The sequence below is a fragment of the Chitinophagales bacterium genome, from assembly GCA_041392475.1.
Lineage (GTDB): Bacteria > Bacteroidota > Bacteroidia > Chitinophagales > UBA2359 > JAUHXA01.
Genome location: JAWKLZ010000004.1, coordinates 17,660 through 33,476 on the forward strand (window position 1 = coordinate 17,660; position 15,817 = coordinate 33,476).

At 37.7% G+C, this 15,817-nt stretch carries 20 protein-coding genes; 18 read left to right on the forward strand and 2 right to left on the reverse strand.

Annotated elements, in window-relative coordinates; genetic code table 11:
* Positions 1-137: 137 nt before the first annotated feature.
* Positions 138-719: a DUF3109 family protein gene (locus R3E32_29505; GenBank protein MEZ4888899.1), complete on the reverse strand. Its 582-nt coding sequence runs from the start codon at positions 717-719 to the stop codon at positions 138-140.
* A 131-nt stretch (positions 720-850) separates the two neighbouring features.
* Between R3E32_29505 and R3E32_29510 the strand changes: the two genes are divergently transcribed.
* Together R3E32_29510 and R3E32_29515 are read left to right on the forward strand one after the other, a co-directional pair.
* Entirely contained in the window at positions 851-1,519 is a 669-nt protein-coding gene (locus tag R3E32_29510; GenBank protein MEZ4888900.1) for a hypothetical protein, read from the forward strand.
* Positions 1,520-1,552: 33 nt separating this feature from the next.
* Complete coding sequence (locus R3E32_29515; GenBank protein ID MEZ4888901.1) at positions 1,553-2,449, forward strand: bile acid:sodium symporter family protein; 897 nt, start codon at positions 1,553-1,555, stop codon at positions 2,447-2,449.
* A 1-nt stretch (position 2,450) separates the two neighbouring features.
* Here R3E32_29515 and R3E32_29520 read toward each other — a convergent pair whose 3' ends face one another.
* Positions 2,451-2,948 carry a hypothetical protein gene (locus tag R3E32_29520; protein MEZ4888902.1) on the reverse strand — a complete coding sequence of 166 codons (498 nt, stop codon included), beginning with the start codon at positions 2,946-2,948 and terminating at the stop codon, positions 2,451-2,453.
* A gap of 405 nt (positions 2,949-3,353) precedes the next feature.
* Between R3E32_29520 and R3E32_29525 the strand changes: the two genes are divergently transcribed.
* The 16 genes from R3E32_29525 to R3E32_29600 all read left to right on the forward strand — a co-directional run bounded on the left by R3E32_29525 (position 3,354) and on the right by R3E32_29600 (position 15,751).
* A complete protein-coding gene (locus tag R3E32_29525; protein ID MEZ4888903.1) occupies positions 3,354-3,833 on the forward strand; it encodes a transposase in 480 nt (159 codons plus the stop codon).
* The gene (locus tag R3E32_29530; protein ID MEZ4888904.1) at positions 3,740-4,336 is read left to right on the forward strand and encodes a transposase; all 597 of its coding nucleotides are present in this window, start codon (positions 3,740-3,742) and stop codon (positions 4,334-4,336) included. Before R3E32_29525 ends, R3E32_29530 begins: the two co-directional genes overlap by 94 nt.
* Positions 4,337-4,443: 107 nt before the next feature.
* Positions 4,444-4,848 carry a hypothetical protein gene (locus tag R3E32_29535; GenBank protein ID MEZ4888905.1) on the forward strand — a complete coding sequence of 135 codons (405 nt, stop codon included), beginning with the start codon at positions 4,444-4,446 and terminating at the stop codon, positions 4,846-4,848.
* 195 nt (positions 4,849-5,043) lie between these two features.
* A complete protein-coding gene (locus tag R3E32_29540) occupies positions 5,044-5,568 on the forward strand; it encodes a transglutaminase family protein (GenBank protein ID MEZ4888906.1) in 525 nt (174 codons plus the stop codon).
* A gap of 103 nt (positions 5,569-5,671) precedes the next feature.
* Positions 5,672-6,538: a pirin family protein gene (locus R3E32_29545; protein MEZ4888907.1), complete on the forward strand. Its 867-nt coding sequence runs from the start codon at positions 5,672-5,674 to the stop codon at positions 6,536-6,538.
* Positions 6,539-6,795: 257 nt separating this feature from the next.
* Positions 6,796-6,993, forward strand: coding sequence for a hypothetical protein (locus R3E32_29550; GenBank protein ID MEZ4888908.1), 198 nt, complete (start codon positions 6,796-6,798; stop codon positions 6,991-6,993).
* A 436-nt stretch (positions 6,994-7,429) separates the two neighbouring features.
* Positions 7,430-8,047: a hypothetical protein gene (locus R3E32_29555; protein ID MEZ4888909.1), complete on the forward strand. Its 618-nt coding sequence runs from the start codon at positions 7,430-7,432 to the stop codon at positions 8,045-8,047.
* A gap of 49 nt (positions 8,048-8,096) precedes the next feature.
* Positions 8,097-10,358: a TonB-dependent receptor gene (locus tag R3E32_29560; GenBank protein MEZ4888910.1), complete on the forward strand. Its 2,262-nt coding sequence runs from the start codon at positions 8,097-8,099 to the stop codon at positions 10,356-10,358.
* Between the two features lie 85 nt (positions 10,359-10,443).
* Positions 10,444-11,691, forward strand: coding sequence for an AAA family ATPase (locus tag R3E32_29565; protein MEZ4888911.1), 1,248 nt, complete (start codon positions 10,444-10,446; stop codon positions 11,689-11,691).
* Positions 11,688-12,362 carry a retron system putative HNH endonuclease gene (locus R3E32_29570; GenBank protein ID MEZ4888912.1) on the forward strand — a complete coding sequence of 225 codons (675 nt, stop codon included), beginning with the start codon at positions 11,688-11,690 and terminating at the stop codon, positions 12,360-12,362. Before R3E32_29565 ends, R3E32_29570 begins: the two co-directional genes overlap by 4 nt.
* 21 nt (positions 12,363-12,383) lie before the next feature.
* Positions 12,384-13,004: a class I SAM-dependent methyltransferase gene (locus tag R3E32_29575; GenBank protein MEZ4888913.1), complete on the forward strand. Its 621-nt coding sequence runs from the start codon at positions 12,384-12,386 to the stop codon at positions 13,002-13,004.
* Between the two features lie 9 nt (positions 13,005-13,013).
* On the forward strand, positions 13,014-13,451 hold the full coding sequence (locus tag R3E32_29580; protein ID MEZ4888914.1) for a hypothetical protein: 438 nt from the start codon (positions 13,014-13,016) through the stop codon (positions 13,449-13,451).
* A 29-nt stretch (positions 13,452-13,480) separates the two neighbouring features.
* On the forward strand, positions 13,481-14,137 hold the full coding sequence (locus R3E32_29585) for a hypothetical protein (GenBank protein ID MEZ4888915.1): 657 nt from the start codon (positions 13,481-13,483) through the stop codon (positions 14,135-14,137).
* A 104-nt stretch (positions 14,138-14,241) separates the two neighbouring features.
* Positions 14,242-14,481, forward strand: a complete 240-nt coding sequence (locus tag R3E32_29590; GenBank protein ID MEZ4888916.1) for a helix-turn-helix transcriptional regulator — start codon at positions 14,242-14,244, stop codon at positions 14,479-14,481.
* Positions 14,462-14,803, forward strand: coding sequence for a HipA N-terminal domain-containing protein (locus R3E32_29595; protein MEZ4888917.1), 342 nt, complete (start codon positions 14,462-14,464; stop codon positions 14,801-14,803). The genes R3E32_29590 and R3E32_29595 overlap by 20 nt, the downstream gene beginning before the upstream one ends.
* A gap of 3 nt (positions 14,804-14,806) precedes the next feature.
* Positions 14,807-15,751 carry a HipA domain-containing protein gene (locus tag R3E32_29600; GenBank protein MEZ4888918.1) on the forward strand — a complete coding sequence of 315 codons (945 nt, stop codon included), beginning with the start codon at positions 14,807-14,809 and terminating at the stop codon, positions 15,749-15,751.
* Positions 15,752-15,817: the final 66 nt, after the last annotated feature.

Sequence of the window (15,817 nt, forward strand, 5' to 3'; positions counted from 1 at the left end):
TTGCCGATAAAACAATATCCCGATTTAGACTTTTGAAGTTTATTCTGAAAGAGATGGAATATTTGAAAACCAGTATTTTCTCAAAAGAAAACTTCAAAAGTCTTTATGCTTCAACAGAAATGTATTTAATTGGCGCTTTATGCCTTCCATTCCTTTTCAATCCCTTCCAATCGCTCGTAAAATTCGTTACCAAATTTGCGAATCAAAGGTTCTTTCAAAAATTCGTAGAGTTTCACCTTCAATTGTTTGCCATTCTGACAAGCAGGACTGCAAATGTCCCAGCGACTGTAATTCACTGCCGTAAAATCTTCGTGTTGGTTCACCCTAATCGGATACAAATGGCAAGAAATGGGTTTAACCCAATCAATATCTCCTGCTAAGTATGCCTTTTGAATACCACAAATGGCAATTCCCAATTCATTGAAAGTCAAATAGGCACAGGCTCCACCTTCCTTCACCAAGGGTAATTCAAACTGACTATACTCATTCGTCTCGGTATGAATATACCTCCCCTGTTTCTCAATGGCAGCTTTTCCCTCTTCAGTTAAATAGGGTTCTACATCATCGTAAATATCATCAATAATGCCCAGTTCATCGTCCTCTAAAGGCGCACCTCCTTCTCCCAATACACAGCATACTCCTTTGCAGGCATTTAGATTGCATACAAAATGTTCTTCTACAATATCATCACTCAAAATTTTGTCGTCAATCAGTATCATATTCAGAAATGAAAATTAAAATGAAAGTGAAAATAAAAAATCTTAATTTGAAAATGAGCTGCAAAGTTATAACTTGCATTGGGTTATTTCTCATTCAAAATTCTTAAAACTCAAAATTCATCATTTTTGGTATGGCATTAACTTCTATCATTCGATTCGGTGTGGGAATTACATGGAAAGTGGTGAGTCGCATCATTTTTTTTACTTTCCTTGGTGTGGTCATCAATTGGGTCTTGTTTTTTATGTTGCCTGATATGTGTGATTTGCAGCAAAGTCAGCAAGGAGGAATGATTGCATATTTTCAAGAATTAATAAGCCATTGTTTTTTGGCTTTTGCCATTGGCGTTTCGTTTTTGGTTCTTTTTCCGATAGCATACATTTTTTTGAGCTACAAACAAAGCCTTCAAAGTGCGATTTATTATGTCTATGTCAAAAACAAAGAAACTTTTTATAAGTACATATCAGACAGGATGTTGTCATTTGTAGAGAAAAAAAAGACAGGCGATAAAAGTGTAGTACAATTGGCGGGCAATTTTTTGGAAAAACTTGATAATGTGCCTTTTGTGATGCGTTGGATTATCGGTTTTTTGAAGGACAAAATACCCTTTGTTGAAGTGTTGGAGAAAATGAATGTAGATGTGGAGATTACACCCGAAAACTCAGAAGCAGTGGCCATGCGCCTTGCTCATGATGCCGACCAATACATTGAAGACGAACTATTGAAGCCTGACTTGACGCTTGTTTGGTTGTTGATAGGCATTAATATTGGCGTGTTTGCTTTAGTGAAATGGATTGCTTAAATAATTACAGTACTAAAATTTTCACTTTCAATTTTGACAAATTCTTTAGACCAAATCCATCTCAACTTTTCTCCCGAGAGCCTTTTCCTCCTAAATATTTGCTTGGGATTCATCATGTTTGGAGTCGCTTTGACATTGAAGGTGGAGCATTTCAGGACTTTGTTCCAACAACCCAAAGCATTGATTACAGGCTTGGTTTCCCAATTACTCCTCCTCCCTTTATTGACCTTTCTGCTCATTTTACTTTTGAAGCCACAACCGAGCATTGCACTCGGAATGATTATGGTAGCTGCTTGCCCTGGCGGAAACATCTCCAATTTCATCGCCTTGCTCGCCAAAGGAAATGTGGCGTTATCGGTTGGTATGACGGCATTTGTAACCATTTTAGCCACTTTTCTCACACCCTTCAATTTTGCTTTTTGGAGCAGTAAAGTTCCAGAAACAGCGGAATTATTGACAGTCATTCACCTCAGTTTTGGTGAAATGCTGCAAACCGTTTTGATGCTTTTGGGAGTACCTTTGATAATCGGAATGTGTTTTGCCCATTATTTTCCTCAATGGACTGCAAAAATCAGTCGCCCAATTCGCCTACTATCCATCGTCTTTTTTGCAGCTTTTGTAGTTATTGCCTTTGCCAGCAATCTTGAATTTTTCTTGGGGTACATCCACCTCATTGCAGGAATCGTGTTGGTTCACAATGGTCTTGCACTTGTAAGTGGATATACTTTGGCGAAAAGTGTGAAGCTATCGCATCAAGATGCCAAAACCATTTCTATCGAAACGGGCATTCAAAATTCGGGTTTGGGTTTGGTGCTGATTTTCAATTTTTTTGGCGGTTTAGGCGGCATGGCAATCGTTGCGGCATGGTGGGGCATTTGGCACATGGTAGCAGGATTGAGTTTGGCTTGGTGGTGGGGGAGAAAAGACTAATCTATAAATATAACTCCGCTAATAACTTACTCAAATTACTCAAATAAATCTCGTAATCCTTGAAGCCCATTTTTTCGACCTCCTCGTTGTACTTCGTATGTAAAGCCGCATCCGCTTTGCCAGAAGGAATACACAAATAGATTTTTTCTTGCTTGCGGGTATAATCTCCCAAAGTTGAAAACAGGCGATCAACATCCATTTTTATCAGAATAGCGATGGGTGCATTTTCTCCTTTTCGATTGATATCGTAAGCTGTAAAAACATAGTTGGCATCTTCGCTGTGAAAACTGGATTTGATGTCTTTATTATAGACTTCCTTTTTCTCCAAATTATTTTCCATTGCAGCAGCATCGTTTTTTGCGTAAGTTTCTGTTAAATAGTTGTACTCCGCTGAAGTGATGGGTGCTACTGCTTCTTTAGTCGCTCCGCCTTCTTGCTGGCAAGCATAAAATCCTGACGTAATCAAACAAATAAATAGGAATAGGCCAATTTTTCTCATGAGATGTGGTATTTTGAATGTAAACATTTACTTTTTGCTCAAAGTTAACGCAAATAAATTAAGGTTCATCGAAGATTTTAGTGGAATGAGACTTTTGTAGTTTATTCTTAAAGATATGGAATGTTGGAAAATCAGTATGCTGTCAAAAGGAAGCTACAAAAGTCGTACATTGGCCCAAGAGGAAAAAGTACAAAAGTTGTAATAAAAAATAATATATTGATTAAAATTAAGAACGAGGGTAAACTGATTCAAAAGTAGTCCTTAGAGACCGTATTAGACGTTAGCCCCTCGTTCTTTATATCCCATAAAAATCGGACAGTTCAGTAGGCATAAAGCCTGAGTCACGACGCAGATTTCATAGGATATATTTCATCATTATTAGTTTAACATTCAATTTATTACTTTATGAATTCTCTAATTATCGGTATAGATGTAAGTAACAAGACTTTAGACATTGCTTATCAAGAAGATAACCACTGGGTTGATTATCAAATCGAAAATACAATGAAATCCATAGAGGTATTCTTACAAGGTTTTGATGAACAACATATTACTTTTGTTTTAGAACCTACTGGCACTTACAGTGATAAGTTGCTTCATTCTTTAGACAAATCCAACTGCTCTATTAAATTGATTAATCCACAAAAAAGCAGTGCTTTTATGAAAGTCTTAGGCATTACTGCAAAAGATGATAAGCAAGCAGCAAGAGCTTTAGCAATAGCTGGAAAGACACTTGATTTGCCTGATTTTCAAATGCCTAATGAGGATATTCAAAAGAGAAAAAAATGCAAATGGCTCTTAATGCCTTTGAAAAGCAGGAACGACAGACTAAAAATCAAATTCATAGCCTTATGCAGTGTCTTTACACACCAGATGTTGTCTTAGAAGCTTTTCAAGACGTATTGAATACGATACAAGACAATATTCGAAAAATCAAACAAGAATTGGATGCCTTGACTGACATTGGTTTCGATAAATTCAAAGAACTTGCCTGTTCTGTTAAGGGTATTGGCGAAAAATCAGCCCAATTACTATACACATATACTAATGGCTTTGAATTATTTACAAATTCTAAACAATTGGTTAAGTTTGTAAGCACCGTGCCTTTGACTCATCAATCGGGTTCTTCTGTGTATCGAAAAGGACGCATTTCAAAAGCTGGTCCAGCTCAAATTAGGACAGTTCTTTTCAATGCTACAAGAGCAGCTATACGATTCAATAAAGAATGTAAAGAACTTTTCAATAGACTCCGATCAAAAGGAAAGCCATACAAGGTAGCTAAAGTTGCTGTTATCAACAAGCTGCTTAGGCAAACTTTTGCCGTCGTTAAATCAGGTGTCAAATTTCAAGATGATTATCACAATAAATTCAAAGAACATATTGAATAAAATAACCAATTTAAAAAATAATCCGATTTTTGCTTGCTTTTTAATACAGTTCGTCTTTATCTGCTACACTAAAATATTCATGAGTCCAAACTAATAAGTTGCCAAACGTGAAGCATATATATTGGATAATTTTTCTGTTACTTTTTTTCACCAACTGCAATCAAAGCAACAACAAAACGGTGGTGAACCAACCTATATTGCAGCCTTCTTTGTGGGAAATTATAGACACTTCCTGTACGATTGGAATTGTGGCATTGGAGATGGAGAAGGCGGCAAATCTGAACGTTGAAGCAAATGAATATCTTTTTATAGACGATTTTATCAATCTATTGCAGCCGCTTATTTCTTCAAAAACAGCTTATTCTGAAAAAGAAGCACTTCAAATTTTGCAAACCATTGATTACGCCATTCGCCGCAATCGTCAGCAACAAATGGAATATGAAAGTGCATTTAGCACCTGCATTCGATACCGTATTTTTGACTGCGATATTAATAGACTTGTACGGATTTGATTATGATAGAGTTATGTGAAAAGTGATTTGTTGTGTGCAATTATTTTCCTCTTGAAAAACATTTGTTATAATCAAAATATAGGACTCTTTTTCAAAACATTTGTTTATGAGTGTTTTAAGCATAAAATAATAAATCATTAAATATTTTCAATAATTTATTATTCACTGATTATCGAGCCGAACAAGTCTAATAGCCTGCTTTACCTCACTATTGCCGAACAACTTCAATTACCGATTTATGGCTTGACGCTGCCTACTCACATGCTGGTCGTTTGGAAAGACGAAAACACGGAAATCTATTGGGAAACAACTGAAGGGCAGGTTCGGTCAAAGGCATTTTATGTAGAAAAATATGCCATTGCAGCCGAACAAGTAGGCGAGAATATGATTTTGAACCCATTGAAGAAGAAAGACCTATTGGCAGTCATTTGCTTCAATATCGGAAAAGCATACAGCGATAAAAATATTTTTGAAGAAGCCATCCGATATACCCGTCAAGCCATTGAACTACGCAAGGATTGGAGTAATCCCTACTCGACTATGGCGACTGTTTACCGAAACATGGAACTTCCCGAAAACGCACTTTATTACAGTAATCAAGCACTTCAACGGTTTGATAAAGATATAGAAAGCTACAAAACAATGACTTGGGCTTATACCTTTTTGGGCTGCAATACAGAAGCGGAGGAGGCTTTTGGGAGGTATTTAGAATTGCAGTAAGTCTGGATGAAAAAAAAATACTTTTTTTGAATTTTTTTCCCTTTTTTTAAAAACAATGTTGCAACATTAAATGTTAAGACATTAAATAAGTAAACCAAACACTATGGATCGCAAAAACTTTCTCAAAAAATCATTATTGGGCTTGGCTGCTACTACAGGTGTAACGGCTTTGGCTTCACAAACATCAACCTACAACCGCTTAATGGAGCAAGTAGGATTTAATCATTTACCAAACACGGAGGAAAAAACAATGAAAACGGTATTGCACAAGGCACAAACAAGAGGACACGCCAATCATGGATGGCTTGACAGTCACCACAGTTTTAGCTTTGCGAACTACTACAATCCGCAGCGCATGAACTTTGGCGTTTTGCGGGTTTTGAACGATGACTCAGTTTCGGCAGGTCGGGGGTTCAGCACACATCCACACGACAACATGGAAATCATTTCGATTCCGTTGGAAGGGGATTTGGAACACAAAGACAGCATGGGCAATGTGGCGGTTATCAAACAAGGCGATGTTCAGGTGATGAGTGCTGGAACAGGGATTTTTCACAGTGAGTACAACAAAAACAAGGACAAAGATGTGAAATTCTTGCAAATCTGGGTATTTCCTAACAAGAAGGATGTAACGCCTCGTTATGACCAAATTACCCTGAATGAAACGGACAGTCACAACCAACTGCAACAGATTCTTTCGCCAAACGCAGACGATGATGGCGTTTGGGTGCATCAAAATGCTTGGTTTCACCTCGGCAAATTGGAGAAAGGAACAAATGTTTCATATCAAGTGAACGCTCCTACAACGAATGGTGTGTATGCTTTTGTATTGGATGGAACGGTGAAGATTGAAGGGCAAGAACTCGGCAAACGGGATGGTTTTGGCTTGTGGGAAGTCGAAAATATTGACATTGAAGCAAGCGAAGATGCACGGGTTTTGTTGATGGAGGTGCCGATGGCGATTTCTTAAGAAATAACTAACGGTTATTTGCTTAACGGCAAAACTCGGCAGTCGAAAAAGGCAACAGGTAATGCCTGAAGCATTACCTGTTTACTACTGTCAAAAGCTTATATGGCTACAACTGTGGAACAAAACTGTTTTTGGGTGCGGAAGTTTCTTCTGGCGCAGATGTGGATTCTTTGGAAGAAGTTTATGGTGTATTCAAACAAGAGGCAGAGGATGTGTAAGTTGACTATCAACCTAATACAGTAAATATAGATGGGTGGATGGCCACACAGAACGCATGGCAAAAACTCTATTCAAATATTCAAGTCATTGAATGTTTCTTACACGCCTTTCTAAAAATTAGAGATAGAGCTATAAAAAAGGTACAAGACTATTACAATACAGCAGCAGATAAGGTGTGGGAGGCTTATCGAACTACTTCAAAAAAGCATCTAAGAATGTACCTTCCTACCATATGAAAGACAATATTCTTAAACTCTGTAAAAAGAAAAACAAGTGGTTAGCGGATTTTGACTTTCATAAATCACACCAAACCTTCAACATGATAATCCATGCAGGCAATGAATAGATATGCCAACAACTCCCAAATGTTTCATGGAGATGTACTTCAATAGTTTGTAGTTTTTTTCTAATAAATTGATAATCAGGCAATAGAATATAGTTTGTAACTATTTGATAATCAGATATCTGCGCATCCCTGTCTCTGTGTTTAATAAAAACTACCCGAACTATTGTTTTTTTTATTTTTAAAAAATCAAAAAATCATTGCATGACACCGTTGTTGGTTGTTAAAGGAAAGATAAGACCTTCAATTCTTGATTTGCAGAATCAAAACAATTGATTTATCTTAATCCTTCAATCTTTTCTCAAACCATCACATCTTAAATCATTGCCATGAAAAACATATTGATAATAGTTCTTGTTGCAGTCGTTGCCGTTGGAGGATATTTCGCTTACCAACAGTTTGTTGTCGACAATTCTATTTCCATTTTGGAAAGCGTACAGCACGAATTGGCAGCTACCGAAGAGTTTGTATTCTCTCGTGACAAGCTCAGTTTTACCAAAACCGAACACCGTGAAAAACTTTTAGCACATGTTGATTACCTCTACACATGGGATGCAAGTGTTCCTTTTGGTTTTGCCTCCAAAGACATGCAGTTGAGTTACGACAAAAACGAAAAACGATTATCTGTTTTGGTCAACGACCTACAATTGTATCCCCTATCTATCAGTAATAAACAAAGTAAAATCACTAGCATATTTGCATGGATGGACAAGAGCCTTCCCGCAAAAGAATTTTGGGAGAAAGTAGAATCCTATACCAAAAAGGAGGTAAGCAATCAGTTTACAAAAGATGCAAGTTTACGGAAAGACATGGCAAACATCACCAAAAATTCAGTAATTGTTTCCATCCGTTCTATTTTAGACAAGTTGGGTATGAGTAATATTCAAGTAGCTGTTGAAATCAAAAATCTCAAATTGTACAATGGAAAAAGAGTAGGCGTTCAATGAGGAAGTGATATATTGTAGTATTTTGGCGTTTTTTTCTAAAGCAAAGACAATGATTACTCACAAAATACTTCCAATCCTTTTCTTTCTTCTATTTCTTCAATTTACATCTGCTCAAACCATCACACTACAAAACATTCAAAATGAACAGCCCATACAAAATGTGGCGGTTTTAATTGAAGGTGAGGAAACACAAACGACAGATGTAAAGGGTAACTTTACTCTAAATTGCAGCAAAGACAAATTACACCTCCGCATTTCACACGTTTCTTACGAAACACTGCAATTGTCAATCGCTTGCAACGATTTGCCCAAAATCATTTACCTCACCCCCAACGATGTTCTCCTCAATCAAGTCACCATTCAAGCTTTTGAAGGTAAAAAACACTTATTGAAAACCGCAGGTGCCATCGCTACTATTTCCCCGAAGACTTTGCAGCAAAGCGACCAAACTTCCCTCGTTCAAGCTTTCAATACGCTTTCGGGAGTACGTATGGAAGAACGTGCAAACGGCAGTTACCGGCTTTCGATTCGAGGAAGTTCATTGAGTTCACCCTTCAATGTTCGCAATGTCAAAATGTATTGGAACAACGTCCCCATAACCAAATCGGATGGAGAAACACTGATCAACCTGATTGATCCCGAAATGGTAAATCGTGTAGAAATCATAAAAGGGCCTGCAAGTAGTTTGTATGGGGCGGGCAATGGTGGAGCAGTGTTGTTACAGACTTTGCCACTTTTCTATCAGCAGGATAATTTAGAAATAAACAGCACCTTTGGGAGTTATGGACTGTGGAAATTCTCGGCAGGAGCTACCAAAAGTTGGGGCAAAAATGGGGTGCAATTTCGATACAATCACCAAGAATCTGATGGTTATCGTGACCACAATGCATTGAACAGAAATATGTTTAACTTCAATGGCTTTTTTGATTTGGAAAAAGCAGGAACAGTTCGAGTAGCAACTTTTTTCACACTTTTGGATTACCAAATTCCTGGTGGACTCAATGCCGACCAAAGAGACGAAAATCCTCGTCAAGCTCGCTCAGGAAGTGCCACCCAAAATGCCTCTATTGAAAATCAAATGTCTTTGACAGGCATTGATTATGCGTTGCCAATCAGCGAAAATTGGGAAATGAAAGCTGCTATGTCCATTACGACCATCAACTTCATCAACCCCTTCAATACCAATTACAAAACTGAGAATCAAACGGGTTTTGGAATTCGCCCACAGTTGATTTACACAACTTCAATAGCAGAACACTCCGACCGAAAACTGCAATGGGTATCGGGTATGGAATCGCAGTTTACAAGCGTAGATGCCAAAGTATTTGGAAATGTTGAAGCAGAAAAAGACACACTTCAATTTGCGGATTATATCGAACCTCGTTATGCAACTGTTTTTACACAAGCAAGCATGGATTTTCCACAAAACTGGACAGCAACCCTCGGAATCAGTTACAACAATGTCCGTTATGACATGGAAAGGATTGACCATTTAGGCGATTTCAGCGAGAATGACATACAATTTGAAGGTGCACTCACCCCAAGATTGGCAATAGTCAAAACATGGAAAGAAAAATATGCAGTGCATGGCGGCGTAAGTTGGGGTTTTTCGCCACCAAGTTTGAGTGAAGTTCGTACAAGTGAAGGTAGCATCAACAATGATTTGCAGGCAGAAAAAGGGGTGAATTATGAATTGGGTTTTCGGGCGGATTGGAAACGTTTGCAGGTAGATGTCAGTTTGTTTTCGCTACAATTGCGGGATGCTTTCGTGACCAAAACTGCCGACAATGGAACGGTTTTGTTTGAAAATGCAGGCAGCACTTCCAACCGAGGTATAGAAGCAATGATGGCTTACTCCTTATTGCACAACCAAAACACTACCGGTTTTTTATCCGCATTAAACGCAAGATTGGCTTATACTTACCATCCTTTTCGCTTCAAAAAATATGTAAAAGAAGGCAGCGATTTTTCGGGAAATGACTATACGGGTGTTGCGCCACATACTTTGAATCTTGGGCTGGATTTGGATATGGCAACAGGTACCTTCGCCCACTTCAATTACAATTTTACGGATGCAATTCCATTAAACGATGCGAATACAGTGTTTTCCAACTCCTACAATTTGGTGAATGTGAAAATGGGGTATCGAAAAACATTTGACAACTTTGGATTGGAACTTTTTGGGGGAGTGAACAATTTATTGGGTGAGGCATATAGTTTGGGAAATGACTTGAATGCTTTTGGCGGAAGGTATTATCAACCTGCCGCAGAGCGGAATTTTTATGGAGGGGTGCGGTTAAGATGGCATTGAGGAAAGACTATTTTTGTATTTCAACATTGGTAAAGTGCTACAAAAAACGTATTTTGTAAGTGAAATTTGTAAATAAAATAGAATCATGCGAATCAAACGGGTAATAATTGAAGGTTTTAGAGTGTTTGAAAAAGCGGATATTCAATTTTCCGAAAACCAAACAACTGCTTTCATTGGAAACAATGGGAGTGGAAAGACTTCAATATTGGAGGCTTTAAGGTTTGGCTTATATAACGTGCTTTTTAGTATCAACAAAAATACCTCGCCAGTAATTTTAGCTTCAAAAGATGTGAATAATAATTGCTCATATCTTAATAACAGGATAGAATTCTTATTCAATCCAATTATAGTTAACAACTCTCGTGATTTTATTGTCAATTATGGATTATCTTCAAAGGCAACTGAAAGCATCGGCACTCCTCTTCGTATTACTCCTTTAAAAAACTTTGGCGAAAAAGCCCTCTCCGACCCATCTACCAACATCCCTACCATCATCTACTACCCCACCGACCGAATTGTAGATGAAATAGATGTAGAACCCGATGAACTCAATACCCATCCTTTTGCGGCTTATGACAATGCCTTAGATGCTTCCATCAACTTCAATAGCTTTTTTAAGTGGTTTCGCAATATGGAAGATTTGGAGAATGAAATGCGGTTGAATGAAGATGCAAATCATAGAAATAAAGGTTTGACTACCATCAGAACTGCTATCGAATCTTTCTTGCCGAACTTTAGCCACCTTCGAGTCAAACGAAAAGGACAACCTGCAATGGTGGTTAAAAAAGGAAAAGAGGAATTGGAAATCAATCAACTGTCGCATGGAGAGAAAGTATTGTTGGCAATGGTGGGAGATATTGCTCAGCGTTTGTCTATTGCCAATCCAAGTTTGGCGAATCCATTGGAGGGCGAAGGCGTGGTGATGATTGACGAAATTGAATTGCATTTACATCCGACTTGGCAACGAATGGTAATTGACAATTTGGAGGTGACTTTTCCGAATTTGCAGTTCATTGTAACGACACATTCACCACAAGTAATCGGCAATTTGCGGAAAGGTAGCGTTTTCTCAGTCGAAAATGGGAAGATTTATCCTCTCCCTTATTCTTATGGACGAGACAGCAATTGGATTTTGAAGGTGATGATGGATGCCGAGGAACGAGATGAAGAAGTAACAGAAGAATTGGAGCAGTATTTCAGTCTTATTGAAGAAGGGAAGTTACAGGAAGCAGGCGAGTTGAGGGCAAAATTGGAGGAAGAAATTGGGAGTGATTACCCTCCTTTTGTAAAAGCAGATATTTTGACAAGACGCAAGCAAAAACTGATGCAATGAAAAGAATCCTCAAAGGTGTAGAACCCGATTTCTTTACCGAATGGAAAAATGCCACAATTCCCACTTGGTCTGAAAATCCGAAAGATTGGGATTGGGGAGAATTGAAGAATCCAGAAAAAGACAGACTGCGAGAAATACTTTTTGAAGAACAAGGTTTTATCTGTTGCTACTGCAATCGTGGATTACAAGGTATTCTCACCAAAATGGAGCATTTTTTTCCCAAGCAAGCAGACAAATATCCAAGTAAAATGTTCGATTATGACAATCTGCTGATTGCTTGTCATGGAGGTGAAAAAGACCTTCGACCACGCTTTCTGTATTGTGATGCTACAAAAGGCGACAAAGAACCACCTCTTATTTCACCACTTCAAACGGATTGTGAAAGCTATTTTCATTTTACGACCACAGGCAATATCAAAGCAAAAAATAATGACGCTAATAGTGTTTCAACGATTGCTTTATTGAATCTCAACAATCAAAAACTCATTGAGCTAAGACGAACTGCCATAGATACCTACATTGAAATCTGTATGGAAGATACTCAAACAGATGAAGAATTTGAGCAAAACATGAGAGGTGTTGTAGAAGATTTGAAGCAAAGACAAGACGGAAAATTTGCGCCATTTTGTACGGCGGTTATTGGCGCATTTCAATACTATTTGAATCCATAAATAAAAATGATTGAAAGAAGTATGAGCATCTCAAATGCCTACAACAACTGGGCAAATATCTATGACTCCAACCAAAACAAAACCCGTGATTTGGACAAAAAAGCGACCCGTGAAACGCTACAAAAATTTGATTTTAATTCAGTTGTAGAATTGGGTTGCGGAACGGGGAAAAATACAGAATGGTTGGTAGAAAAAGCTAAATCGGTCATTGCACTCGATTTTTCGGAAGGAATGTTGGCAAAAGCAAAGGAAAAAATTGGCTCTGAAAAAGTAATGTTTCGGCAAGCAGATGTGACGAAAAATTGGAACATTGCAGAAGGTTTTGCAGATTTGATTTGCTGCAATTTGACTTTGGAGCATATTGCAGACTTGGAGGGCGTTTTTCGGCAGACTTATCAGACACTGAAGGAAGGAGGAAGGTTTTTTGTTTGTGAATTACATCCTTTCAAGCAATATATTGGCAGCAAAGCCCGCTACGAAACCGAAAAAGGAGTGGAAGAATTGGAAGTTTATACGCATCATATTACGGAGTTTACCAATACCGCTGCAGAGTGTGGCTTCAAGTTGTTGGAATTGAAGGAATGGTTTGATGAGGATAATGGGGAATTTCCAAGGCTCATCTCTTTTGTTTTTGAAAAATAAATCCTCTATATGAGTTTGTTCATCTACCGTTTGATGTTTGACTTTGGGCTGTTGGTGCTTATTTGGATAGTACAATTGGTGATTTATCCAAGCTTTAGACACTACTCCAAAAAGAATTTGATAGGATGGCACATACGATACACGACTCAATTCACTTATATCGTCTTACCTTTGATGTTGGGTCAGTTAATTATTTCTATTTTTCAGTTCAAAGTTATTGATTCACAACCTATGGCACAATATGTGGAATTGAGCTTACTTTTGATTATTTCCTTATGGATTTCTACATTTCTTCAGTTTGTTCCTATCCACAATAAAATTGCAAATGGAAATTTCGACGATGAATTACTCCTACGACTGATAAAAAAGAACTGGATAAGAACCATTTTATGGACGTTCTTGTTTTGTTTCTCCTTGATATATGGGGTGTATCATTTTCCACACTAAACAATCCGTAAACCCTTTACCCAAAAAATATGGCAACCGAACAACACATTGAAGTAAAACGAACGGCTCGTTTTTATACACATGGTAAACTCACCGAAAATACCCAACATATTATTTTTGCGATTCACGGCTATGGTGAATTGGCAGGGAAGTTTATACGACCTTTTGAAGAATTGGATGCCGACCGATTTTTTGTGGTTGCTCCCGAAGGATTGAATCGTTTTTATTGGCACAGTTCCTCTCGCCCTCCTGTAGCGACTTGGATGACCTCAACAGATAGAGAAAACGAAATCAAGGATTATGTGAACTACCTCAATCAGTTGTTTCATCAGATTATGGATAAAGTACCTTCCTCTACAAATATTAAAATTCACATTCTCGGTTTTTCCCAGGGAGTGGCAACAGTGACAAGATGGTTGACAAATGGTGGGATAAATGCAGATTCTTTGATTTTATGGGCGGGTAAAATGGCGCATGATTTGGATTGGAAAACAGCACAGCCTATTTTTGAAGCAGTGAATTTGTATTTGGTGTATGGGCTTCAAGACAAATATTTGGACTATCTGGATATTGATAATTATCTGAAAGAACTGAAAGACAAAGGGTTGAGGTATGAAATTCTTACGTTTGAGGGAAACCATATCGTTCATTGGGAAACATTGAAGGATTTGGCGGGAAAATTCTAATTACACCTTTTGGGGTATAATTTTATTAGAAATCTTCGCTTTATACCATAAAGGGTATAAAATGAAGATTTTTTTGTATTTTACATCCTAAAGGGTATAATTTTATGAAGAAAAATCGAAAGAACCCCATTGCTGATTTTGTTCGTGAACGACGCAAATACCTCAAAATGACACAAGTAGATTTATCTAACCGTGCAGGAGTCGGTTTGCGTTTTGTGCGAGAATTGGAACAAGGAAAACCTACGCTTAGAGTGGATAAGGTGAATGAGGTTTTGAAGTTGTTTGGGCGAGAATTGGGGCCTGTAATTTTAAAATTTGAATTTGATGATGAAGACGATTTATAGAAGAGGGCAAGTATATGTTCACCAACGATTTGCAGGAATTTTGGAGGAATACGAAGATGGCTATCGTTTTACTTATGATTCTGATTATCTTCAATCTGAAAACCCAGTTGCAGTCAGTTTAACCCTACAGCTTCAAAAGCAACCCTATGAAAGTTCTACGATGGTTCCATTTTTTGATGGTTTAATTCCAGAAGGTTGGCTTTTGGACATTGCAGTGAATACGTGGAAGATAGATAGACGAGACCGAATGGGTTTATTGTTAAGTGTTTGTAAGGATTGTATCGGTGCAGTAAGTATTGAACCTTTGAACGAAATAATTTAGATTATGGAGAATCGCTGTTTGTATTGTTATCAAACATTAGAGCAAAAAGAAGTGGACTATCACTACAAATGCAGTGAGCAAATATTTGGTAATGCACAAGCTCCAATTTTGGATTTTGGTTCGGAAACCATCAAAGAGTTGGCAAAATCGCACATCAATAGAAGAGCCACTATAACAGGCGTTCAACCAAAATTATCGCTTGAAATTGAACAGTATATACAAGGGAGTGGGCAAAACCGATTTACCGTTGTTGGACTTTGGGGCAATTACATTCTCAAGCCACCTGTGAAACAATATCCTTTTTTGCCCGAAATAGAAGATTTGACTATGCACTTGGCTAAAATTGCAGGGATTCAAACTGCTGAACATGCGTTAATTCGTTTAAAATCAGGTGAACTGGCGTACATTACCAAACGTTTTGATAGATCGAGCGGGCATAAATTGGCGATGGAAGATATGTGTCAATTGACCGAAACACTTACTGAAAACAAGTACAAACGCTCAATGGAAAAGGTGGGAAAAGAGATTTTGAAACATTGTACCAATCCTATTTTTGATGCTATCCGCTTTTTTGAGCTGACTGTTTTCTGTTATTTGACAGGAAATGCAGATATGCACCTCAAAAATTTTTCCCTATTAACCAATGACAAACAAGAAATCATATTTTCTCCAGCCTATGATTTAGTGGCTACAAAGTTGGTGACTCCAGAAGATACAGAAGAAATGGCTATTCCTTTGAATGCTAAAAAAAGTAAATTGAAGCGAAAAGATTTTTTGATTTTTGGAGAACGCATGAGGTTAAACCCAAAAACGATAGGAAATAGTTTGAATCACATTTTTGAAAAAGTGCCTGATATATTGAAGTTTATACAATTTGGATTTTTACCTGATAAAATAAAGTCGTCTTATCGGGATTTAATTGAAGAAAGGTTTCAAAAAATTTCTTGAAACAACAAAACCCCTTGATGAGTCAATCATCAAGGGGTTTTCGTTGTTTTCTTTATATCACTTTAT